The following is a 20,720-nucleotide window of genomic DNA, read 5'->3' as shown; positions in this document are numbered from 1 at the left end:
TCGCCCTGAATGAACCGAACAGCAGAAGCAACCCAGCAACCGCAGAATCAGCCAGCCGCGCCCTTCAGCTCGACGCTGTTGCCATCCGGGTCGGTGATGTACAGCGAAGGCCCATTCCCCTCGGCGCCGAAGTTGTTCTGCACCTCGCCGTGCACCGGCACGCCGTGCTGTGCCATCAGCGCCCGAAGCTCCGACTCGTCGAACGGCTCGATGCGCAGGCACAGGTGGTCGACATTGCGGCCTTCGACACCGGCCAATGCCCCGCCCTGCTTGCCCAGCGGACCATCCGGCGTAATGAGGTCGATCAGGCTCGAACCCGCGCGCATGTGCACCAGCCCCAGGTCGTCGCGGCGCTTCTCGACCTTGCAGCCCAGCACGTCGCGGTAGAACGCGATCGAGCGCTCGATGTCCTTCACGCGCAGCACCACGTGGTCGATGCGCAGCACCGAGAACGGTGGGCGCATCGGGCTTGTCATGGCACCAGTCTCGTTTTCAGATCAGGTCAGACCACGCCGGCCGAACGCAACGCATCGAAGCGCGCGGCGTCGATGCCCATTTCGGCCAGCACCTCTTGCGTGTGCTGGCCCAGTGCCGGCGGTGCATGCCGCAGCACCGGTGGCGTGGCCGACAGGCGCAGCGGGCTCGCCACGCCCGTGATGCTCGCGATGCCGTCGCCCGCATCGCGCGGCAGCGTGACCGCCAGGCCGCGCGCCTTGACCTGCGCATCGTCGAAAGCCTGCGCGATGTCGTTGATCGGGCCGCAGGGCACGGCCTTGTCTTCGAGCAGCGTGACCCAGTCGGCCGTGGTGCGGGTGCGCGTGAGCTCTTCCATCATCGGAATGAGCACGCCACGGTGCTTCACGCGCAGCGTGTTGCTCGCAAAGCGCGCATCGGCGGCCCACTCCGCGTGGCCGGCCGCTTCGCAGAAACGCGCGAACTGGCCGTTGTTGCCGATGGCCAGCAGCATCGATCCGTCTTGCGTCGGAAAGTCCTGGTACGGCGCCAGGCTGGGGTGCGTGTTGCCCTGGCGCTGCGGCGCCTTGCCGGTGTTGAGAAACGCGCTCGCCTGGTTGGCCAGGATGGCCATGCCCACGTCGAGCAGCGCCATGTCGATGTGCTGGCCTTCGCCGGTGCGGTCGCGCACCTGCAGCGCCGCAAGAATCGCGGTGCTGGCGTACACGCCGGTGAACAGGTCGGTCAGCGCCACGCCCACGCGCAGCGGGCCGCCACCGGGCACGTCGTCTGGGCGGCCGGTGATGCTCATCATGCCGGTCATGGCCTGGATCATCAGGTCGTAGCCCGCGCGCTCGGCATACGGGCCGTCGTGGCCGAAGCCGGTCACGCTGCAATAGATGAGGCGCGGGTTGGCCGCGCGCAGGCTTTCCTGGTCGAGGCCGTATTGCTTCAGGCCACCGGTCTTGAAGTTCTCGACCACGATGTCGGCCTGCGCCGCCATCTGCTTGAGCAGCGCCTGCCCCTCGGGCGTGGCCATGTCGATGGTGACCGAGCGCTTGTTGCGGTTGCAGGACGTGAAGTAGCTGGCCTGGTCGGTGTCGTTGCCGTTCGCGTCCTTGATGAACGGCGGGCCCCAGGTGCGCGTGTCGTCGCCCACGCCGGGGCGCTCGATCTTGACGACGTCGGCGCCCAGGTCCGCGAGGATCTGCGTGCACCACGGGCCCGCGAGCACACGGGACAGATCGAGGACCTTGATGCCGTCCAGGGCTGCGGGCTTGTTGGTCATTCGTTCCTGCTTAGTTCGCGAAAGCGGCGATGCCGGTGATGGCGCGGCCAAGAATGAGCGCGTGGATGTCGTGCGTGCCTTCATAAGTGTTGACCACTTCGAGGTTCACCAGATGGCGGGCCACGCCGAACTCGTCGCTGATGCCGTTGCCGCCCATCATGTCGCGCGCCAGGCGGGCGATGTCCAGGGCCTTGCCGCAGTTGTTGCGCTTCATGATCGAGGTGATCTCGACCGAGGCCGTGCCCTCGTCCTTCATGCGGCCCAGGCGCAGGCTGCCTTGCAGGCCCAGCGTGATCTCGGTCTGCATGTCGGCCAGCTTCTTCTGGATGAGCTGGTTGGCGGCGAGCGGGCGGCCGAACTGCTTGCGGTCCAGCGTGTACTGGCGGGCGCGGTGCCAGCAGTCTTCGGCGGCACCCAGGGCTCCCCACGAGATGCCGTAGCGGGCGCTGTTCAGGCAGGTGAACGGGCCCTTCAGGCCTTGCACTTCGGGGAACGCGTTTTCTTCGGGGCAGAACACGCCGTCCATCACGATTTCGCCGGTGATGCTGGCGCGCAGGCCGACCTTGCCGTGGATGGCGGGAGCCGACAGGCCCTTCATGCCCTTCTCGAGCACGAAGCCGCGGATCGGGCCGACCGTGCCGCTTTCGCTGACTTCCTTGGCCCACACCACGAACACGTCGGCGATGGGCGAGTTGCTGATCCACATTTTGGCGCCGCTCAGCGAGTAGCCGCCCGGCACCTTCTTGGCGCGCGTGACCATGCTGCCGGGGTCGGAGCCGTGGTCGGGTTCGGTCAGGCCGAAGCAGCCGATCCATTCGCCGGTGGCCAGCTTGGGCAGGTACTTCTGCTTTTGCGCTTCGGTGCCGAATTCGAAGATCGGCACCATCACCAGCGAGCTCTGCACGCTGGCCATCGAGCGGTAGCCCGAATCGACGCGCTCGACTTCGCGGGCGATCAGGCCGTAGGCCACGTAGTTGAGGCCGGGGCCGCCGTACTGCTCGGGAATCGTCGGGCCGAGCAGGCCGAGCGCGCCCATTTCGCGAAAGATGGCCGGGTCGGTTTCGCCGCTGCGGAAGCCTTCGATGACGCGGGGCGCCAGGCGCTCCTGGCAGTAGGCATTGGCCGCGTCGCGAATCATGCGTTCTTCGTCGGTCAGTTGCTGGTCGAGAAGAAGGGGATCGTCCCAGTGGAATTGCGCTTTGGCGGCCATGTGCTGTCTCCGGAATGAGGGAAAGAAAGAGAAAAGAGGGGGATGGCCTCGATCCTAGCCACGCGGGGGGCTGGGCGCAAACGATGAATCCGCACCCAGATATGCATTTGTAGAATGTCTTGCAAGATGTTCGGGCAACGCCTTCATTGACAATCCCCCTTCTCCATACATACAGCCAAGGCATACATGCGCCGCAAGATCCCGCCCCTGCAGACCCTGGTGTGCTTCGACGCCGCCGCGCGCCACGAGAGCTACACCCGCGCCGCGCAGGAACTGGCGCTCACCCAGAGCGCGGTGTCGCGCCAGATCGGCACGCTCGAGGCCTTCCTGGGCGTGGTGCTGTTCCGCCGCACGCGACACGGCGTGGCGCTCACGGCCAGCGGCGCGGCCTATGCGCGGCAGATCACCAAGCGGCTCGAAGCCATGGAGCGCGACACGCTCGACGCCATGGCGCACCAGGGCGAAGGCGGCTCGCTCTCGCTGGCGGCCGTGCCCACCTTCGCCACGCGCTGGCTGATGCCGCGCCTGAAAAGCTTCGCGGCGCTGCAGCCCGACGTGGTGGTGCACATCGAGACGCGCACCCGCCCTTTTCTGTTTGCCGATGCGGAGTTCGATGCGGCCTTGTATGCCGGCACGCCCGCGCAGGTCGAGAACTGGGCTGGCACGCATGCGCTGCTGCTGATGCATGAAGACGTGGTGCCCGTGTGCAGCCCGTCGCTGTTGCCGCGCGGAAAAGCCGTGGCGCCCGCGGCCATCGCGAAGATGCCGCTGCTGCAACAGAGCACGCGCCCCGACGGCTGGCGCCAGTGGTTCGACGCGCAGCAGATCGACGCGCCCAACGCGCGCGGCGGCCCGCGCTACGAGCTGTTCTCGATATTGGCCGCCGCCGCCTCCCACGGCCTGGGCGTGGCGCTGATGCCGACCATGCTGGTGGCCGACGAACTGGCGCGCGGCGAGCTGGTGGTGGCCTGCCCACGGCCGCTCTCGGGCGAGCGCAACTACTACCTCGTGACGCCGGAACGGGCCGACCAGCGGCCGCTGCTGAAGTTCTTCAGTGAGTGGTTGCTGGGGCAGGCGCGCGAGGGCTGAGTCAGCCCTTCTCAGCAGGCCGCGCGCCCTGCTCCGCATACGCCTGGATCATTGCCGGGAACGCAGAAAACTCCGGCAGCTTGCCAAAGCTGTGCACCGCCGGCGTCGTTGCCCAGGGCAGCTTCTCGTCGGTCCAGGTCTCGACGAAGGGCACGACCCATTCGTGCCGGTCGAGCATCGAGGGGCGCAGGTTGACGAACTCGTCCATGCCTTCGGTGCGGGTGAACATCCAGCTCTTGCAGCGGGGGCAGAAGAAGTGATGCGACACATCGCCGTGCAGGCCGCCGATGACGGGCTCGCCCTGGATTACCTCGAAGCCCGGCGTCGGAATGGCCAGCGACAGCGAAAACGCGCTGGCGCTCATGCGCTGGCAGCCGGTGCAGTGGCAGGCCATGGCCAGCAGCGGCGGTGCGGTGATGCGCAGGCGTACCTGGCCACAGCGGCAGCCGCCGTCCCACGGGAGTTGCCAGTCGTTGCCGGCGGCGGTGTCTTGTCGGTCGTTGCTCCGGGTGTTCATGAGGTGCTTTCCGGCGGGGTCTTCGGAACCTGCGCCAAGGAGGTTGTCGTCGTTGTCGTCGTCTTCTTCTTTTTGCGCGCGGCGCGGCGCGGCTTGAATGGCCCGGCGACTTTTTCGAGCCAGGGCTCGCACACGGCGCGCAGCTCGGGGTCGGCCTTGAACTGGGGATCGCGCGCATCGAACAGGACCGACTTTTTCGCCTGTGCCCGGACCAGCGCGAAAGCGTTCTTCTCGGAGCGGCTGTTGTCGAACATGAGCGTCATGTTCGCAATCTGCGCCGCATGCCCGACCGCGGCCTGCGTCCGGGGGAAGCGCTCGATCAGCTTCTGGTGGTCCACGTCATGGCCGCCCTGCTGCTTGCGGGTGCTCACGCGAAAGACCGACATGTCCACCGAGATGAGGCCGACGAAAAGCAGGACGACGAAGTACCCGGCGTCCTGCATCGCGCGAATGTCGTCGGCCTTGGACGCATGGCCGCCACCGGGCAATGGCTTCCAGTGCGAAAACACGGTCTCGAATGCGAAGGGCATGCGCTGGTCCATGACGAGGCTCTTGAAGGCGCGCACGCCTTCCTGCGACAGGACCTGCCATTTCTCGTCGTCGTCGCGCAAGCGCTGGGCCCAGGGCGGGATATGCCCTGTGCGCGGGTCGGCGTCGGGCAGGATCGACATCATCATGCGGTCGGCATTGATAAGCGGCATCTGCAGCGATGCCGCCAGGCGCGAGTACCAGAGGGTCGATTTTCCGGAGCCGTTGTGCCCCGCCAAAACGAAGGCCACCGGGCGCGGGCCGCGCGTCTGGTCGAGAAGCTTCTCGAGCTTGGGAGGACGCAGGCTCACGCCTTGCTCGCGCGGAATTTTCCGTCGACCAGCCGGCCCACGACCTTGGTGCCGTCGGCCGCTTCGCGAACAACCCGGGTCGGGTCTTTCGCGTCGGCGTAGTAGGCAAATATCCTGGCCGCGTTGGGTCCACGAAAAACGACCGACCTGTCGATGCCGGGCTTGTTGAGCGCGCGTGCCGCTTTTTTGAGCAGCACGGTCGTGTTGTCCTCGGGCCGGACCACGGGACGCGGCGCCCTGCCGACCTTGACCAGCGTCATGCCGCGACCCAGGGTCGCCACCGACCGGCCCTGAACCAGTTGTCCTGTGGCGCCTTCGCGTGCGGTGGGTTTTTCTCGTGCCATGCCGGAATGATCGCTCAAAACGGCGAATGGCGACCGGCATGTCCCCGCCTTCCCGCACCCCGGAAACCGGCGTCCGAAAACGGCGAGCCACGCCGGCCCGAAGACCAGACACTGCGGCCATGACATCTCCCGCTTCCCAGGTCGAGGCCCTCGATTGGCCCCGCATCGAGACCGAGCTCGCCACCCGCGGCTGCGCCACCACCGGCCCGCTGTTCACGCCGAAGGAATGCGCCGCGCTCGCGGCCATGTACGAGCAGCCCGCGCACTTTCGCAGCCGCGTGGTGATGCAGCGCCACGGCTTCGGCCAGGGCGAGTACCAGTACTTCGCGAACCCGCTGCCACCGAAGCTCGCCGCATGGCGCAGCGCGCTGTACGAACGGCTGGCGCCGCTGGCCAACGCCTGGGCCAGCGCGATGGGGCAGCCGGCCGACTACCCGGCGGACCACGCCGCCTACCTGGCGCGCTGCCATGCAGCGGGCCAGTTGCGCCCCACCCCGCTGCTGCTGCGCTACGACGAAGGCGACTACAACTGCCTGCACCAGGACCTGTACGGCGACCTGCAGTTTCCACTGCAGCTGACGGTGCTGCTGAGCGATCCGCTTGCGGACTTCACGGGCGGCGAGTTCGTGCTGACCGAGCAGCGGCCGCGCATGCAGTCGCGCGCCGAGGTGGTGTCGCTCGCGCAGGGCGAAGCGGTGGTCTTCGCGGTCAACCAGCGGCCGGTGGCGGGCACGCGCGGCACCTACCGCGTGACGATGCGCCACGGCGTGAGCCGCCTGCGCTCGGGGCGCCGGCACACGCTGGGCATCATCTTTCACGACGCGCGCTGACCGCTTCCGCCAGCAGGCGGCGGTTCCCGCAAAAGACAGCCGCAGGCCTCTCCGGGCCTCCCTGAGCCGTCCTTTGGCCGTGCGATACCGCACACAAAGCCGAAGTCGAGCGAAAATCACGCCCGCATCCGGCGCCCGCCAGGACCCCCGACACCAACGATCGGGGCCGTGGGCCCACCGGATGCCGACCCGCGGCAGCCTTGCCGCCCCGGGTGCGCTCGAGTGGTCGTCAGGGAGCTGTATGAACAAGAACTCGTCCGGGAATCCGGAAGTGGCGGGAAAGCCGCCGTTTGAATTTGCCGCCACCGCGGCATCGTCACCCCATATCGGGCTGGTTGCGCCACCCGGGCGATCCCGCCGCTTCAGGGTGGACGTCGGCACCATCGTCAGTGCCGTGGCGCTGGCCCAGTCGCTGCTGCTGGTCTCGCTGGGCTATTGGGGCTCGCAGCGGCTGGTGTCGACCATCGGGGTCTCGGCGCACAAGGCCAACCACGACCGCACCGAAGACAGGGTGCGGGCCTTCCTGGGCAAGGCCGAATCGGTGGTCGATGCGGTGGCCAGCGCGCCCAGCCTGCGCCCCACGGGCGAGCGCAGCTCCGAGCTCCTGTGGACCCTGCTGCAGCAGTCGCCCGAGCTCGACAGCCTCTACGTGACCGACGAAGAGGGCCAGATGCTGATGGCCCTGCGCTACCCCGTACCCGCCATCCGGCTCATCTCGCGCGGACCGGCATTCACCACCGAGACCTGGCAGTACAAGCTGCCGCTGGAGGCCGACTCCGACGTGCAGAACCGCTATGTCACGCAGCGTGTCGAGGCCTATCGCAGCAGCTACGACCCGACCCTGCGCAGCTGGTACCTGCAGGCCCGCGTCGCGCAGGGCCCGGTGTGGACCAAGCCCTACGTGTTCGCCGCCGCGCAGGAACTGGGCGTGACCTACGCCCTGCCCAGCCGGCGCCGCTATGCCGAAGGCAGCACGCAGGCGCTGGTGGTGGCCGGCGACGTGTCGCTGGGCCGGCTGTCGGAATTCGTGCGCGTGTTCAGCAGCGACGGCTATGGCGACAGCGCCGTGCTGAGCGCCGACTTCCAGGTGCTGGCGCGCAGCGACATGCCGGGCGTGATGCATCGCCTGACGCCGCCTTCGGGCGTGCTCGGCGCGCTGCACGCGCAGCGGCTGGCCGCGGGCACGGCCAGCGCCGGCGACGACACCGACTTCGCGTTCACCTACGAAGGGCGGCGCTACCTGGTGCAGACCTCGCGCATCCCCTCCACCGGCTGGCAGCTGGTGAGCTGGGTGCCCGAAGACATGCTGCTGGGCGGCCTGCGCCGCGCGGTGCTGTGGTCGCTGTTGCTGGCGCTGGCCTTCCTGGGGGCGGCGCTGTTCATGTCGCTGAAGCTCTCCAAGCTGGTGACGGCGCCGGTCGAGAACCTCTCGCGCATCGCGCGCCGCATCGGCCTGCTGGAGCTGGACAACCTGCCGCGCGAACCCAGCCGCGTGCTGGAAATCCAGCACCTGGACCAGGCGCTCGACGACTCCGCGCGCAGCCTCAAGGCGTTCAGCAAGTTCGTGCCGGTGAACGTGATCAACCAGCTGATCGACGCCGGGCACACGCTGGCGCCGAGCGGGTCGCCACGGCGCGTGACGGTGATGTTCACCGACGTGGAGGGCTTCACTTCGATTTCGGAATCGCTGGACACCGACGTGCTGGTCGGCATGCTGACCGAATACTTCAACCTGGCGGCCGGCGTGTTCGCACGGCACGGCGGCGTGATCGACAAGTTCATCGGCGACGGCATCATGGTGCTGTGGGGCGCGCCCGCCGACCTGAAGGACGCGGAGTACAAGGCCTGCCTTGCCGCACTGGAGCTGCACGTGGAAATGAGCGAGCTCAACCGCAAGTGGCTCGCCGATGGCCTGCCCGAGTTCCGCACCCGCATCGGCATGCACACGGGTGTGGTGATCGCGGGGGTGCTGGGAGCGAACGACCGGCTGTCTTACACGGCGTTCGGCGACGTGGTCAACGTGGCGAGCCGCATCGAGGGCATCAACAAGCAGCTGGGCACGCAGATGCTGATGTCGGAGGTGACCTTCGAGGGGCTGAAGGGCCGGCTGTGCGCGCGCCGCATCGAAGAGCTGGTAGAGCTGCGCGGCCGGCAGACGCGCATGGTGCTCTACGAGCTCCAAACCTCCTGAGAGGCTTTCAGCGAGGCGACGGGGTTACGCGCACCAGCACCAGGTTGGCGGTGGTGCCGTTGCCTTGCGTCAGCACCGAGTACTGCGTGTCGTTGATGAACAGCAACTGCTCGCCGCGCAGGATGCGTGCCGATACCGCGTAGCGCATGCGCGGATCGATGCGCGCGGCATCGACCTTCAGCTCGAACGCGAACGGCGGCTGCTTGCCGTTGGCCTTGATGCGCTGCTCGGCCAGCGTGACCGAAGGTGCGTCCATGCGCGACACGTCGAGCAGCTGCACCACGACCTCGGCCGAAGGGTCGAGCGCAATGCGCTCGCGGTAGGCGACGGTGCCGGTCACGCGCAGCGGCGAGGCGGCACCACCGCCACCACCCGATGGCGCGGGGGCAGGCGCGGGCGTGGACGAAGGCGCTGCGCAGGCGTTCAACAAAGAGGCGCCGGCAGCGGCGGAGATCAACAGGAGGCTGGTGCGTCTTTTCATCCGCCCCATTATGCGGAGGCTCGCTTCGCGGCGAAAGCCACATACCAATCCAGGCTTGCGGGGTTTGCCATGGCCTCGCGGTTGACCACCTTCTCGATGGGCTGGCCCAGCAGCAGCTTCTTGATCGGCAGCTCCTGCTTCTTGCCCGAGAGCGTGCGCGGAATTTCGGCCACCTGGAAGATGTCGTTGGGCACGAAGCGCGGCGACAGCGAGGTCTTGATCGCGTTGTTCAGCCGCGCACGCATCGCGTCGTCGAGCGCCACGCCGGGGCGCAGCACCACGAACAGCGGCATGTAGCTGTCGCGGCCCAGGTATTCAAGGTCGACCACCATCGAGTCGAGCACCTCGGGCAGCCCCTCGACCGCGCTGTAGATCTCGCTGGTGCCCATGCGCAGGCCCTGGCGGTTGATGGTGGCGTCGCTGCGGCCGTAGATGATGCAGCCGCCGTCTTCGCCGATCTTGATCCAGTCGCCGTGGCGCCACACGCCGGGGTAGGTGTCGAAGTAGCTCGACAGGTAGCGCGCATTGCCTTCGTCGCCCCAGAAGTACAGCGGCATCGACGGAATGGCCTTGGTGCAGACCAGTTCGCCGACCTCGCCGATGACCGGCTGGCCCTGCTCGTTCCAGGCCTCGACCGCGTGGCCCAGTTCGCGGCATTGCATCTGGCCGGGCACTTCGGGCAGGTCGCGGTTGCCGCCGACGAAGGCGCCGCAGAAGTCGGTGCCGCCGGAAATGTTGCACCACCACACCTCCTTCGAACCCGCATCGAGGATCTGCCTGGAGCCCCAGCGCTGCACCTCTTCGGGCAGCGGCGAGCCGGTGCTGCCGAGCGCACGCACGCGCGACAGGTCGCCACAGTCTTTCGCGACGAGCCCCGCCTTCATGCAGTTGGTGAAGTAGGCCGCGCCCGCGCCGAAGAAGGTCACCTTGTGCCGTGCGACAAAACGCCACAGCACGCTCCAGTCGGGCTTTTCCTTGCTGCCCGCCGGGTTGCCGTCGTAGATGCAGATGGTGGCGCCGAAGGCCAGCCCCGAGAGCTGCGAATTCCACATGACCCAGCCGGTGGAGCTGTACCAGTGGTAGCGCTCGCCGAAGTTGTTGGCGCCGTAGCTCGCGCCCACGTCGTTGTGCAGCCCGCAGGCATGCATGGTGAGGATGATGCCGCCCTGCCCGTGCACGATGGGCTTGGGCAGGCCGGTGGTGCCGCTCGAATAGACGATCCAGATCGGGTGGTCGAAGGGCAGCCATTCGGGCTCGAAGGCCGCGACCTCGGCGTCGTTGCGCGCAATGGCCTGCGTCCACTCGACATCGTGCGGCACCGCGCTCGCGGCGAAGGGCGACTTCACCAGCAGCAACTTCCGCACGCTGGGCAGTTGCCCGCGCAGTTCCTGCAGCACCGCGCTGCGGTCGAGCGGCTTGCCGCCGTAGTGCACGCCATCGACGGCGATCAGCACCTTGGGCTCGATCTGGCGGAAGCGGTCGGTCACGGCGGCGGTGCCCATGTCGGGCGCGCACACGCTCCAGATGGCACCGATGCTGGAGCACGCGAGAAACGCGACCATGGTCTCGGGCACATTGGGCATGTAGGCCGCCACGCGGTCGCCGCGTTGCACGCCGAGCGACTTGAGCGTGAGCGCCACGGCCGCGACCTGGCGGCGCAGCTCGGGCCACGACAGCTCGCGCACCTGGCCGAGTTCGTCGTCGCTCACGATGGCCGGCATGCCGGCGGCATGGGCCGCGTCGGCGTGGCGCAGCACTTCGCGCGCGTAGTTGACCTGCGCACCCGGGAACCAGCGCGCGGTGGGCATGCGCGGCTGCGCGAGCACGGCGGTATGGGGCGTGGGCGAGCGCAGGCCGGCGTAGTCCCAGATGCTCTGCCAGAAGGCATCGAGCTCGGTGGTGGACCAGCGCCACAGCGCGTCGTAGCTGTCGAACGAGAGGCCGCGCGAGTCGTGCAGCCAGTTTTGATAGAGGCGGATCTGGGGAATGTTGGGGGCGGGCATGCCTTGAGCGTAGCGCCGCGAACAACCGTGCTCAATGAGGGTTGACCTCAGGGTTTGTACGCGTGTTCAATATTTTTGTACAAGCGTTCAATACGCTCCCATGAACGTCCGCACACCGCCCGTCAAGCGCAGCGCCTCCCGGGCCGCGGCCATCGCCACCGAGGCCGCGCGGCCCGACCGCAAGCAGGCCATCCTGCTGGCGGCCGAGAAGCTCTTTGCGCGGCACGGCTACCACGTGGTCACGATCCGCCAGATTGCCGAAGAAGCCGGCGTGCCGCTGGCGCTGGTGGGCTACTACTACGGGCAGAAGCACGAGCTGTTTCACGCCATCTTCGAGCACTGGGGCCACACCATCGAAGAGCGGCTGGCGGGCCTGGCCGCGCTGACCATCGACCCCGACGACGTGCGCACGCTGCCGCGCATCATCGAAGCCTTCACCGCGCCCGTGCTGGCGTTGCGCGCGAGCGCCGAGGGCGAGTACTACGCGCTGCTGGTGGCGCGCGAGCTCTATCACGCCACCGAAGAAGCCGACCGCGTGCTGCGCGGCTATTTCGATCCGCTGGCCGAGGCCTACATCGACGCAATGCACTTGGCGCTGCCGCACACCACGCGCGCACAGGTGGCGTGGGGCTACCAGTTCGCACTGGGCTCGCTGCTGCACCACCTGAACGACACCCGCATCGAACGGCTCTCCCGTGGCGAGAACAAGCGCGCCGACCCGGCGGTGGCGCCGATGCTGGTGAGCTTCATCGTCGGCGGCCTACGCGCCGCGCTGCCGCGGCCCAAGACCCCACGCACACAAAAAACCACCCCCAGGAGACAAAAGACATGATGAAACGACGCACCCTGCTGTCGGCGCTCGCGGCCGCATCGGCCACCGCCTCATTGCCTTTGCGCGCGCAGACGCACCCGAAGATCGTGTTCGGCTACACGGCCGTGACCGACTTCGCCTCGGTGTTCGTGGCGGCCGAAGAGGGCTACTTCAAGAAGCGCGGCCTCGACGTGGAGCTGAAGTTCATTCCGCTCAACTCCACCATTCCGGCGGCGCTGCAATCCGATTCGCTGCAGATCGGCGGACCCACGCCTTCGGTGTTCCTGCAGGCGGTGGATGGCGGGCTCGACCTGGTGCTGGTGGCCGGCGGCGGGCTCACCTCGAAGACCATCACCGGCTTCGGCCTGGTGGCGCGCGCGGGCTCGGGCATCAAGAGCGCGCAGGACTGCGTGGGCAAGAAGATCGGCGTGCCGGGCCTGGGCGCCTTCCTGCACGTAACCTTCCGCGCCTGGCTGAAAGACAGCGGGGTGGACTACCGCAAGGTCAACTTCGTCGAGGCCTCGTTCCCGCAGCATGCCGACCTGCTGCGCGGCGGCTCGGTCGACGCGGTGGTGTCGGCCGACCCGTTCATGAGCCGCATCACCGAGAGCGGCGCGGGCTACGTGGCTTCGTACTACTCGACCTTCCTGCCCGAGAACAACCAGACCATCGTGCATGCGGCCAAGCGCGAATGGGTGGCGAAGAACCCGGCCACCGCGCGCGCCTTCCGCGAAGCGCTGGTCGAATCGGCCGCCTTCATGCAGCAGCCGAAGAACGACGCCAGGGTGCGCACCGCCATCGGCAAGTACATCAAGCTGCCGCCCGAAGTGCTGGCCAAGGTGCAGGTCTCGCCGCCGGGCCCCGTGGTCACCGACAAGCAACTGGGCTACTGGACCGGGCTCATGAAGGAGCAGGAAATGCTCAAGACCAACATCGACGTCGCGAAGCTGATCGCCAAGTGATTTCCGCTCCCGCTCCGATCACCGCGCGCGCCGCGCTTTCGGCGGGCGTCCGTTCTTCGTCTTCCGGTCCCACGATGCAAGCCACACCCTTCCTGCGCTTCGACGGCGTGACCATCCGCCTCGGCGGCCGAGAGATCTTGTCGCCCACCTCCTTCGATGTGGCGCGCGGCGAGTTCGTCTGCATCGTCGGCCCCAGCGGCTGCGGCAAGACCACGCTGCTGCGCGCGGCCAGCGGCCTCGTCACGGCCAGCGCCGGCGAAGTGCGGCGCAACGGCGTGAAGATGACCGAGCCCTCGCGCGAAGTGGCCTTCGTGTTCCAGGACTACGGCCGCGCGCTGCTGCCCTGGCGCACCGTCGAAGGCAATGTGAGCCTGGCGCTCGAAGCCGCGGGCGTGCCCACGGCAGAGCGTGCACCGCGCATTGCCGACGTGCTCGGCAAAGTGGGGCTGGCGAAGCACGCGCACAAGTTTCCGGTGCAGCTGTCGGGCGGCATGCAGCAGCGCGCGCAGATTGCCCGCTGCCTGGCGCAGCAGCCCGAGCTGATGATGATGGACGAGCCCTTCGGCGCGCTCGATGCGCTCACGCGCCAGAGCCTGCAGGACGAGCTGGCACGGCTGGTGCGCGAGACCGGGCTCACGGTGCTGTTCGTCACGCACGACCTGGAAGAAGCCATCTACCTGGGCGACCGCGTGATCGCGCTGCAGGCCAACCCCGGCCCCGGCCGGCCCAGCCTGGCGCGGATGATCGACGTGAAGATCCCGCGCCCGCGCGACCAGCTCACCACCAAGGAGCATCCTGAATACCTGCAGTTGCGGCGTGAGCTGTTCGCTTTCATCGAGCAGGGCCATGACTGAGAACCGCCTCTTCCGCTGGCTCCGGCCATGGGTGTTCCCGGCCCTGCTGGTCGGCGCCTTCGAGTGGTACGCGCGCCGCGCGGCGGCCCTGGGCAGCGATGCGCTCGCACCGCCGAGCGCGGCTGCCAAGGCCTTCGTCGGTGCCGCCATGGACGGCTCGCTGTGGCAGGCCACGGGCTTCACGCTCGGCACCGCCGCACTCGGGCTGCTGCTGGGCGCGGTGCTCGGCATCGCGCTGGGGTTGCTGCTCGGCCTGTCGCGCCGCGCGGCGCAACTCGGCTCGCTGTCGATCGAGGTGCTGCGGCCGGTGCCCTCCGTCGCATTGATTCCACTGGCCATGCTGGGCTTCGGTTTCGGCGTGCGCATGGAACTGGCCATCGTCGCCTTTGCCACCTTCTGGCCGCTGCTGGTGCTGGTGCAGTCGGCGGTGCAGCAGATCGAACCGCGCCTGCTCGAAGTGAGTCGCGTGCTGGGCCTGTCGGCGCGCGAGCGTGCCTTCAAGATCGTGCTGCCGGCCATCGTGCCGCGCCTGTTCGTCGCGCTGCGGCTCGGCGTGGCGGTGGCGCTGGTGGTCGCGGTCACGGTGGAGATCGCGGCCAACCCCAACGGCATGGGCTACGCGATGATGATCGCGCAGCAGAGCTTCGACCCCGCGCTGATGCTCGCGTGGCTGGGCTGGATCGGCGTGGTGGGCTTCGCGGTCAACGCGGGCATGGTGTTGCTGCAGCGCGTGGTCGCGCGGCGCATGGGGGTGATGCCATGAACGGCAACCACCGCGCTTCTTCGGGTCTGAACTGGCTCGGCTCGCTTGCCGTGCTGTGCGCGCTGGTGGCGCTCTGGTGGGTTGCAAGCAACGCCGGCTGGGTCAGCCGCGTGTTCCTGCCGACGCCGCAGGCCACCTTCGCGAGCCTGCTCGAAGGGCTCAACCTGTCAGGCGATTCAGGCAACGGCGAACTGCTGGCCTTTACGCAGGCCACGGTCGGCCGCATGGTCGAAGGCTGGCTGCTGGCCTCGCTGTTCGGCGTGGTGCTGGGCGCGGCCATCGGCGTGTCGCCGGCGGTGCGCGCGTGGGTGCAGCCGACGCTGGAATTCATCCGCCCGCTGCCCGCATCGGCATTGCTGCCGCTGGCCATTTCGATCTTCGGCCTGAACCCCGGCATGGTGCTGTTCGTGGTCGCGTTCGGCGCGATGTGGCCGGTGCTGCTGGCCACGGTGCACGGCTTCGCGGCGGTGGAGCCGCGGCTGTCGGAAGTGGCGCGCTGCCTGCAGATGTCTCGCGCCGCGTACATCTGGAAGATGGGCCTGCCCAATGCCATGCCCGACATCCTGGCCGGCATGCGGCTCGCGCTGACCATTGCGCTGATCGTTGCGGTGGTGGGCGAAATGATCGCCTCGCAGAACGGCCTGGGCCAGGCCATCCTGCTGGCGGCGCGCGCCTTCCGCGCCAGCGATCTGTTCGCCGGCATCGTGCTGCTCGGGCTCATCGGCTTCGCGAGCAATGCACTGCTGGCCTTTGCAGAAAAGCGGCTGCTGCGCTGGCAGCACCCCTGATTCCTTCACACCGACAACCACACACCCCACAAGGAGCCCCGCCATGCCACGCAAGTTTGTCGACCTGTCGATTTTTCTGGAGAACGACGTGCTGTCCGACCCGCCGGCCTTCGCGCCGAAGATCCAGTACTTCACGCACGAGCAGACCTACGAGCAGATCGAACCGTTCTTTCCCGGCTTGAAGAAGGAAGACCTGCCCGACGGTGAAGGCTGGGCCGTGGAGCTGGTGCAGCTGTCCACGCACAACGGCACGCACCTCGATGCGCCCTATCACTTTCACTCGACCATGGACAAGGCACTGGGCGAGAAGAAGCCCGCCATTGCCATCCACGACGTGCCGCTCGAGTGGTGCTTCCAGCCGGGCGTGAAGCTCGACTTTCGCCATTTCGCCGACGGCTACGTGGTCACGGCCGACGACGTCGAGGCCGAGCTGAAGCGCATCGGCCACACGCTGAGCCCGCTGGAGATCGTGGTGGTCAACACGCGCGCCGGCTCGCGCTACGGCAACCCCGACTACGTGTCGGCCGGCGCCGGCATGGGCTACGAGGCCACCATGTACCTGCTGGAGCGCGGCGTGCGCCTCACGGGCACCGACGCCTGGAGCTGGGACGCGCCCTTCGTGCACACCGCCAAGAAGTACGGCGAAACGCAAGACGCCTCGCTGATCTGGGAAGGCCACAAGGCCGGCCGCGACATCGGCTACTGCCACATCGAGAAGCTGCACAACCTCGAGGTGCTGCCGCCCACGGGCTTTTTCATCAGCTGCTTTCCGCACAAGATCCGCGGCGCATCGGCGGGCTGGACGCGCGCGGTGGCGATCTTCGACGACGCGCTGATGGCGTCGGCCTGAACCCCCGGCAAAGGACGACGCCAACCATGATCGCGCTCAACCACACGCACGACGCCAACGCCCGCAGCTGGGTCGAAACGGCCAACGCCGCGGGCACCGACTTTCCGATCCAGAACCTGCCCTATGCGATGTTCCGCCGCATCGGCAGCCCCGAGCCGTTTCGCGGTGGCGTGGCCATCGGCGACCAGGTGCTCGACCTCGCCGCGCTGGCCGCGGGCTCGCATGTCGACGGCCTTGCGCTCGATGCGGCACGCGCCGCCGCGCTGCCCGCGCTGAACGACTTCTTCGCGCTCGGCCCCTCCGCCTGGCAGGCGCTGCGCCACGCGGTCTTCGCGCTGCTGCAAGGCGATGCGCCGGCCGCCACGGTGCAGGACCTGCGCAAATGCCTCGTGCCGCAGGCCGAGGTCGAATACACGGTGCCAGCGCGCATCGGCGACTACACCGACTTCTACACGTCGATCGACCATGCGCTGAACATCAGCCGCCTGATGAACCCCGACGGCGACGTGACGCCCAACTTCCGCTGGATTCCCACCGCGTACCACGGGCGCGTGTCGACCATCGGCGTGAGCGGCCAGCGCTTTCACCGGCCGATGGGCCAGACGATGGCGCCCGGCGCCAAGGCACCCACGTACCACGCGTGCGCGCGGCTCGACTACGAGCTGGAGCTCGGCGTGTGGATCGGCGAAGGCAATGCGGCCGGCGAACCGATTCCGCTCGAACGCGCGGAGGAACACATCTTCGGCATCTGCCTGCTCAACGACTGGTCGGCGCGCGACATCCAGTTCTGGGAAATGGCACCGCTCGGGCCGTTCCTGGCGAAGAACTTCGCGACCACGATCTCGCCGTGGATCGTGACCATGGAAGCGCTCGCGCCCTACCGCCAGGCCTGGACACGCCCCGCCGGCGAGCCGCAGCCGCTCGACTACCTGGAGAGCACCGCGAACCGCGACAGCGGCGCGATCGACATCAGCCTGGAGGTCTGGCTCGAAAGCGACAAGGCGCGCGAAGAAAAAAGCGGGCCATCACGGCTGTCGCGCACGAGCTTCAGGCACCAGTACTGGAGCGTGGCGCAGATGGTGACGCACCACACGATGGGCGGCTGCAAGCTGAATCCGGGCGACCTGTTCGGCAGCGGCACGATCTCGGGGCCGGGTCCTGGAGAGGCCGGCGCGATCATCGAGCTGACGCGCGCGGGGCAAAGCCCGGTCGCGCTGGCCAACGGCGAGCAGCGCGGCTTTCTGGAAGACGGCGACGCGGTGCTGCTGCGCGGCTGGTGCGAAAAGCCGGGGCATGCGCGCATCGGGTTCGGGGAAAGCCGGGGGACCGTGCTGCCTGCGAAGGGCTGACGCGGCGGGCCCGGCATGAACCGGGCGCCCAAAGAAAAAGGCCACCGGTGAGGTGGCCTTTTTCATGCGATTTGGAGCGGGAAAAGAGTCTCGAACTCTCGACCTCAACCTTGGCAAGGTTGCGCTCTACCAACTGAGCTATTCCCGCGTGACAAGTCTCGAATTATAGGGGGATTTTTGGCCTGTTTTTACGACACGCGCATCAAAGTCGTTTTGCGGTCATGTCTTGCCCACCCTGATGCAGCGCGAACCCGGTCGCGCGGCCCGTGGCATCGACCTCGAAAGTGAGCTGCGCGTCCACCACTTTCAGGAAGAAATCGCGCTCGCCCTCGGGAAAAACCTCGGCACGCGGCTGGCCCGTGACCTGCGTGAAAAGGCGGTCGCCTTCGCGGGTGAACTCGGCGACGAGCTCGGGCGTCAGCTGGTAGCGCCCCACGAAACCGTCGTAGCGCGCGGGGTCGCCCTGCACCTCGACATGCCATTTTCGCGGTGGCGCCAACGGCCGCCCGGGGCGCAGCAGGTGGATGCCGATGTCGTCCACGCCGATCTCGGCCGCGACGTTGGACAGCACCACGACGCCCACCTGCCGCTGCAGGTCGAGCCCGATGAACGACTGGAAGCCGCCGGTGCCGCCGTTGTGCCAGAAGATGTCGCCGTCCGCGTCGAGTACGTGCCAGCCCAGCGCGATCCCCAAGCCCGGGATGCCGGTGGCGCGCCGCGGAACGCGCGCGGCACGCAAGGCCGGCGTGGTCGATGAAGCGGCCCGCAACCCGAGATTGGCTGCCAGGAATTCAAGCTGGTCGTTGACCGTCGAGCGCATGGCGCCGGCACCTGCGAAAACCTGGAAGTCCCAATCGGCCACGGCATTGCGCAGCGCGTCGTGGCCCGTGGCGACGTCTTCGCGCTGTGCGGGCGACAGCGCGAAGCCCGTGCGCGACATGCCCAACGGTTCGATGAAGCGCTCCCTCACCAGCGCCTCGTAAGGCTTGCCGGCCCGCTGCGACAGCGCGTGCGCCAGCAGCGCCGCGCCCAGGTTGGAGTAGGCATAGACAGTGCCGATATCGTGCGCAAGCGCGATGGTGGCAAGGCTCGCTTCCAGCATGCCCGCCGTGTAGTCGGCGTAGGGGTTGCGCAGGTCGTCGGTCGGCATGTCCGGCGGCAGGCCCGGCAGCCCGGAGGTGTGCGTGGCGAGGTCGATCAGCCTGATCTGCCGGCCGCCGCGCGCGGGCACCCTGACCGACACGTTCAGCAGCGCGGCCACGGGTTCGTCCAGCGACGCTTCGCCGCGCTCGACCATGTCGGCCAGCAGCAGGCTGGTGTAGACCTTGGTGATGGAGCCGATCTCGAAGACGGTGCCGCTCGTGACCGGCTGACGGTGCAGCTGGTCGCGCACGCCATGCACCACGGTGCGCCGGCCGGCCGGCTCGATGATGCCCACGGCGATGCCGAGGCTGCGCTCGTCGCGATCGATGCGGTCCGCCAGGATCTGCCGGACCTGCGCATCGGGAATGGTCTTCCAGGGTGTCATGGCTTGAGGGTCGAAGACCCACGGGGTCAGGGAGGGAGGCGCGATCCTAGGACAGAACCATCTTCACGAACTCTTAAGCCAATGCGGCGTGGGGAAATCAGACATCGAACACCAGCGAGCGATGCAGCGCCACGCCCGCGAGCACGCCATCGGACGACGCACGCGTGGCGTTCTGGAAGGGCATCGCGATGTCGCCGGCGGCGTACACGCCCGGCACCGTGGTGGTCTTGAAATCGTCGGTGCGAATCACCGGGCCGACCGGACCTTCGTCGATGGCGCAGCCGAGCTGCTCCGCGAGCGAGCCGTTCATGCGCGTGCGCGGCACCACGAACAACGCGTCAATGGGCACCACGCGGCCATCGCCGATGCGCACGCCCGCAAGGTCTGGTGCATTGCCTTCGAGCCCGCTGACGCGCCCCGGCTCGATGCTCACGCCGCGCGCCTGCAGCCTGGCGCGCACTTCGTCGGTCAGCACGCCGGTGTTGCCGTTCAGGAACAGCGTGGTCGGCCCCCAGTCGGCAATGAGCAGCGCGTGATCGGGAGGCTGCGGGGCCGCGTAGAGCACGCCCAGCTTGCGGTCGGCCACCTCGTAGCCATGGCAATAGGGACAGTGCAGCACGCTGTGGCCCCAGCGCTCGCGCATGCCCTCGATGTCGGGCAGCTGGTCTTGCACGCCGAAGGCCAGCAGCATGCGGCGTGTGGACAGCGGCGCCTCGCGGCCTTGCAGCGACACGGTGAAGCCGCCCGCGCCATCGGCCTTGGCATCTGTGGCGTAGCCTTCGACGAAGGTGACGCTCGGGTAGGCGAGCAGCTTGTCGCGTGCATCGGCAATCATCTTCAGCGGCGGCACGCCGTCTTGTCCGAAGAAGCCGTGCGACTGTGCGGCGAAGCGGTTGCGCGGCGCGCCCGCATCGACCACGCAGATTTTCTTGCGCGCGCGGGCCAGCTGCATCGCGGCGGAGAGGCCGGCAAAGCTGCCGCCCACGACGACGGCGTCGTAGTCATGCGTCATGTTCGATGTCCTTCAAGGTGAGGCCGCCACCGGTCATGCGGCGATGAAAGTCTTTGGAAAGATCGGCCAGCGTGATGCTGTTGAAACGCTTCAGCAGCAGGGCTTCGGCCTCGTCGCAAACACCATCGAGCGCCGCGTTCACGGCCTGTTCGACGGCGCAACCCGGACTCTCGGTCCGATTGCCGATGGCCAGCAGTGCGGGCGCGCCGACGGCGTTGTGGATGTCGCCGAGCGTGACCCGGGCGAGCGAGCACGACAACACCCAGCCGCCGCCGTGGCCCTTGGCGGAGCTGACGAACCCGGCTTGTCGCAAGCCGGCCATGACGCGGCGCACGACGACGGGGTTGGTCTGCATGGCCCTGGCCAAGGTCTCGGAGGTAACGGGGCCGTCCATCTCGGCCATGTGCAGCAGCACGTGGAGAACGCCTGAAAGCTTGCTGTCTCGTTTCATGCAACATTATTAGTTGCATGTGTTCTGTATGTCCAGCTGTGGGGGCTTTCGGGGCGCGTGTCTGGTTCGGCGGTTCTGCTTGTTCAGGGCGACGCCCACGCCGACGG

Annotated in this window: 21 protein-coding genes and 1 tRNA gene; 10 read left to right on the top strand and 12 right to left on the bottom strand. The window is 67.9% G+C overall.

Going from position 1 to position 20,720, the window contains the following annotated elements; translation table 11 throughout:
- Positions 1 to 47: 47 nt before the first annotated feature.
- From DBV14_RS27260 to DBV14_RS27250, 3 genes are read right to left on the bottom strand one after another with little or no spacing between them, the layout of a single operon-like run.
- The gene (locus DBV14_RS27260; RefSeq protein ID WP_124464050.1) at positions 48 to 476 is read right to left on the bottom strand and encodes a VOC family protein; all 429 of its coding nucleotides are present in this window, start codon (positions 474 to 476) and stop codon (positions 48 to 50) included.
- Positions 477 to 502: 26 nt separating this feature from the next.
- Positions 503 to 1,741 (bottom strand): CaiB/BaiF CoA-transferase family protein, encoded by a 1,239-nt coding sequence (locus DBV14_RS27255; protein ID WP_124464048.1) that lies wholly within the window; start codon positions 1,739 to 1,741, stop codon positions 503 to 505.
- Between the two features lie 10 nt (positions 1,742 to 1,751).
- The gene (locus tag DBV14_RS27250; RefSeq protein ID WP_124464046.1) at positions 1,752 to 2,951 is read right to left on the bottom strand and encodes an acyl-CoA dehydrogenase; all 1,200 of its coding nucleotides are present in this window, start codon (positions 2,949 to 2,951) and stop codon (positions 1,752 to 1,754) included.
- Positions 2,952 to 3,137: 186 nt separating this feature from the next.
- Between DBV14_RS27250 and DBV14_RS27245 the strand changes: the two genes are divergently transcribed.
- Complete coding sequence (locus tag DBV14_RS27245; protein WP_124464044.1) at positions 3,138 to 4,040, top strand: LysR substrate-binding domain-containing protein; 903 nt, start codon at positions 3,138 to 3,140, stop codon at positions 4,038 to 4,040.
- Position 4,041: 1 nt separating this feature from the next.
- Here DBV14_RS27245 and DBV14_RS27240 read toward each other — a convergent pair whose 3' ends face one another.
- From DBV14_RS27240 to DBV14_RS27230, 3 genes are read right to left on the bottom strand one after another with little or no spacing between them, the layout of a single operon-like run.
- The gene (locus DBV14_RS27240; protein WP_124464042.1) at positions 4,042 to 4,557 is read right to left on the bottom strand and encodes a GFA family protein; all 516 of its coding nucleotides are present in this window, start codon (positions 4,555 to 4,557) and stop codon (positions 4,042 to 4,044) included.
- Positions 4,554 to 5,396, bottom strand: coding sequence for a toxin (locus DBV14_RS27235; RefSeq protein ID WP_260397254.1), 843 nt, complete (start codon positions 5,394 to 5,396; stop codon positions 4,554 to 4,556). The genes DBV14_RS27240 and DBV14_RS27235 overlap by 4 nt, the downstream gene beginning before the upstream one ends.
- A complete protein-coding gene (locus tag DBV14_RS27230) occupies positions 5,393 to 5,740 on the bottom strand; it encodes a hypothetical protein (protein WP_260397253.1) in 348 nt (115 codons plus the stop codon). Before DBV14_RS27230 ends, DBV14_RS27235 begins: the two co-directional genes overlap by 4 nt.
- Before the next feature lie 119 nt (positions 5,741 to 5,859).
- On the opposite strand from DBV14_RS27230, the gene DBV14_RS27225 reads away from it, so the two are divergent.
- A complete protein-coding gene (locus DBV14_RS27225; protein ID WP_124464041.1) occupies positions 5,860 to 6,570 on the top strand; it encodes a 2OG-Fe(II) oxygenase in 711 nt (236 codons plus the stop codon).
- A gap of 241 nt (positions 6,571 to 6,811) precedes the next feature.
- A complete protein-coding gene (locus DBV14_RS27220; protein ID WP_124464039.1) occupies positions 6,812 to 8,761 on the top strand; it encodes an adenylate/guanylate cyclase domain-containing protein in 1,950 nt (649 codons plus the stop codon).
- 7 nt (positions 8,762 to 8,768) lie between these two features.
- On the opposite strand, the gene DBV14_RS27215 is transcribed toward DBV14_RS27220, so the two are convergent.
- Together DBV14_RS27215 and DBV14_RS27210 are read right to left on the bottom strand one after the other, a co-directional pair.
- Positions 8,769 to 9,242, bottom strand: coding sequence for a YbaY family lipoprotein (locus DBV14_RS27215; RefSeq protein WP_260397252.1), 474 nt, complete (start codon positions 9,240 to 9,242; stop codon positions 8,769 to 8,771).
- Positions 9,243 to 9,250: 8 nt separating this feature from the next.
- Positions 9,251 to 11,245 (bottom strand): acetoacetate--CoA ligase, encoded by a 1,995-nt coding sequence (locus DBV14_RS27210; protein ID WP_124464035.1) that lies wholly within the window; start codon positions 11,243 to 11,245, stop codon positions 9,251 to 9,253.
- Between the two features lie 100 nt (positions 11,246 to 11,345).
- On the opposite strand from DBV14_RS27210, the gene DBV14_RS27205 reads away from it, so the two are divergent.
- From DBV14_RS27205 to fahA, 7 genes are read left to right on the top strand one after another with little or no spacing between them, the layout of a single operon-like run.
- On the top strand, positions 11,346 to 12,077 hold the full coding sequence (locus DBV14_RS27205; RefSeq protein ID WP_124464033.1) for a TetR/AcrR family transcriptional regulator: 732 nt from the start codon (positions 11,346 to 11,348) through the stop codon (positions 12,075 to 12,077).
- Positions 12,074 to 13,018 carry an ABC transporter substrate-binding protein gene (locus DBV14_RS27200; RefSeq protein ID WP_124464031.1) on the top strand — a complete coding sequence of 315 codons (945 nt, stop codon included), beginning with the start codon at positions 12,074 to 12,076 and terminating at the stop codon, positions 13,016 to 13,018. The genes DBV14_RS27205 and DBV14_RS27200 overlap by 4 nt, the downstream gene beginning before the upstream one ends.
- Entirely contained in the window at positions 13,015 to 13,872 is an 858-nt protein-coding gene (locus DBV14_RS27195; RefSeq protein ID WP_124464029.1) for an ABC transporter ATP-binding protein, read from the top strand. Before DBV14_RS27200 ends, DBV14_RS27195 begins: the two co-directional genes overlap by 4 nt.
- Positions 13,865 to 14,635 carry an ABC transporter permease gene (locus DBV14_RS27190; RefSeq protein ID WP_124464027.1) on the top strand — a complete coding sequence of 257 codons (771 nt, stop codon included), beginning with the start codon at positions 13,865 to 13,867 and terminating at the stop codon, positions 14,633 to 14,635. Before DBV14_RS27195 ends, DBV14_RS27190 begins: the two co-directional genes overlap by 8 nt.
- On the top strand, positions 14,632 to 15,423 hold the full coding sequence (locus tag DBV14_RS27185) for an ABC transporter permease (protein ID WP_124464025.1): 792 nt from the start codon (positions 14,632 to 14,634) through the stop codon (positions 15,421 to 15,423). The genes DBV14_RS27190 and DBV14_RS27185 overlap by 4 nt, the downstream gene beginning before the upstream one ends.
- A 43-nt stretch (positions 15,424 to 15,466) precedes the next feature.
- On the top strand, positions 15,467 to 16,273 hold the full coding sequence (locus tag DBV14_RS27180; RefSeq protein ID WP_124464023.1) for a cyclase family protein: 807 nt from the start codon (positions 15,467 to 15,469) through the stop codon (positions 16,271 to 16,273).
- A 26-nt stretch (positions 16,274 to 16,299) separates the two neighbouring features.
- Positions 16,300 to 17,622, top strand: coding sequence for a fumarylacetoacetase (fahA, locus tag DBV14_RS27175; RefSeq protein ID WP_124464021.1), 1,323 nt, complete (start codon positions 16,300 to 16,302; stop codon positions 17,620 to 17,622).
- Positions 17,623 to 17,694: 72 nt separating this feature from the next.
- Here the strand turns inward: fahA and DBV14_RS27170 are convergent.
- From DBV14_RS27170 to DBV14_RS27155, 4 genes are all read right to left on the bottom strand, one after another.
- Positions 17,695 to 17,770: transfer RNA gene (locus DBV14_RS27170), tRNA-Gly, on the bottom strand.
- A 54-nt stretch (positions 17,771 to 17,824) separates the two neighbouring features.
- Positions 17,825 to 19,150: a serine hydrolase gene (locus tag DBV14_RS27165; protein ID WP_124464019.1), complete on the bottom strand. Its 1,326-nt coding sequence runs from the start codon at positions 19,148 to 19,150 to the stop codon at positions 17,825 to 17,827.
- A 97-nt stretch (positions 19,151 to 19,247) separates the two neighbouring features.
- Positions 19,248 to 20,162 carry an NAD(P)/FAD-dependent oxidoreductase gene (locus tag DBV14_RS27160; RefSeq protein WP_124464017.1) on the bottom strand — a complete coding sequence of 305 codons (915 nt, stop codon included), beginning with the start codon at positions 20,160 to 20,162 and terminating at the stop codon, positions 19,248 to 19,250.
- Positions 20,152 to 20,613, bottom strand: a complete 462-nt coding sequence (locus DBV14_RS27155; RefSeq protein ID WP_124464015.1) for an Rrf2 family transcriptional regulator — start codon at positions 20,611 to 20,613, stop codon at positions 20,152 to 20,154. Before DBV14_RS27155 ends, DBV14_RS27160 begins: the two co-directional genes overlap by 11 nt.
- Positions 20,614 to 20,720 lie beyond the last annotated feature (107 nt).

Origin of the sequence: Variovorax sp. KBW07, from assembly GCF_003852515.1 — a bacterium.
Lineage (GTDB): Bacteria > Pseudomonadota > Gammaproteobacteria > Burkholderiales > Burkholderiaceae_C > Variovorax.
This window is presented reverse-complemented; position numbering and strand designations above follow the sequence as displayed.

Excerpts from the sequence above, each read along its gene's own strand:
- DBV14_RS27260 (WP_124464050.1), bottom strand. The coding sequence starts at position 476 with ATGACAAGCCCGATGCGCCCACCGTTCTCGGTGCTGCGCATCGACCAC.
- DBV14_RS27255 (WP_124464048.1), bottom strand. The coding sequence starts at position 1,741 with ATGACCAACAAGCCCGCAGCCCTGGACGGCATCAAGGTCCTCGATCTG.
- DBV14_RS27250 (WP_124464046.1), bottom strand. The coding sequence starts at position 2,951 with ATGGCCGCCAAAGCGCAATTCCACTGGGACGATCCCCTTCTTCTCGAC.
- DBV14_RS27245 (WP_124464044.1), top strand. The coding sequence starts at position 3,138 with ATGCGCCGCAAGATCCCGCCCCTGCAGACCCTGGTGTGCTTCGACGCC.
- DBV14_RS27240 (WP_124464042.1), bottom strand. The coding sequence starts at position 4,557 with ATGAACACCCGGAGCAACGACCGACAAGACACCGCCGCCGGCAACGAC.
- DBV14_RS27230 (WP_260397253.1), bottom strand. The coding sequence starts at position 5,740 with ATGGCACGAGAAAAACCCACCGCACGCGAAGGCGCCACAGGACAACTG.
- DBV14_RS27225 (WP_124464041.1), top strand. The coding sequence starts at position 5,860 with ATGACATCTCCCGCTTCCCAGGTCGAGGCCCTCGATTGGCCCCGCATC.
- DBV14_RS27220 (WP_124464039.1), top strand. The coding sequence starts at position 6,812 with ATGAACAAGAACTCGTCCGGGAATCCGGAAGTGGCGGGAAAGCCGCCG.
- DBV14_RS27215 (WP_260397252.1), bottom strand. The coding sequence starts at position 9,242 with ATGAAAAGACGCACCAGCCTCCTGTTGATCTCCGCCGCTGCCGGCGCC.
- DBV14_RS27210 (WP_124464035.1), bottom strand. The coding sequence starts at position 11,245 with ATGCCCGCCCCCAACATTCCCCAGATCCGCCTCTATCAAAACTGGCTG.
- DBV14_RS27205 (WP_124464033.1), top strand. The coding sequence starts at position 11,346 with ATGAACGTCCGCACACCGCCCGTCAAGCGCAGCGCCTCCCGGGCCGCG.
- DBV14_RS27200 (WP_124464031.1), top strand. The coding sequence starts at position 12,074 with ATGATGAAACGACGCACCCTGCTGTCGGCGCTCGCGGCCGCATCGGCC.
- DBV14_RS27190 (WP_124464027.1), top strand. The coding sequence starts at position 13,865 with ATGACTGAGAACCGCCTCTTCCGCTGGCTCCGGCCATGGGTGTTCCCG.
- DBV14_RS27185 (WP_124464025.1), top strand. The coding sequence starts at position 14,632 with ATGAACGGCAACCACCGCGCTTCTTCGGGTCTGAACTGGCTCGGCTCG.
- DBV14_RS27180 (WP_124464023.1), top strand. The coding sequence starts at position 15,467 with ATGCCACGCAAGTTTGTCGACCTGTCGATTTTTCTGGAGAACGACGTG.
- fahA (WP_124464021.1), top strand. The coding sequence starts at position 16,300 with ATGATCGCGCTCAACCACACGCACGACGCCAACGCCCGCAGCTGGGTC.
- DBV14_RS27165 (WP_124464019.1), bottom strand. The coding sequence starts at position 19,150 with ATGACACCCTGGAAGACCATTCCCGATGCGCAGGTCCGGCAGATCCTG.
- DBV14_RS27160 (WP_124464017.1), bottom strand. The coding sequence starts at position 20,162 with ATGACGCATGACTACGACGCCGTCGTCGTGGGCGGCAGCTTTGCCGGC.
- DBV14_RS27155 (WP_124464015.1), bottom strand. The coding sequence starts at position 20,613 with ATGAAACGAGACAGCAAGCTTTCAGGCGTTCTCCACGTGCTGCTGCAC.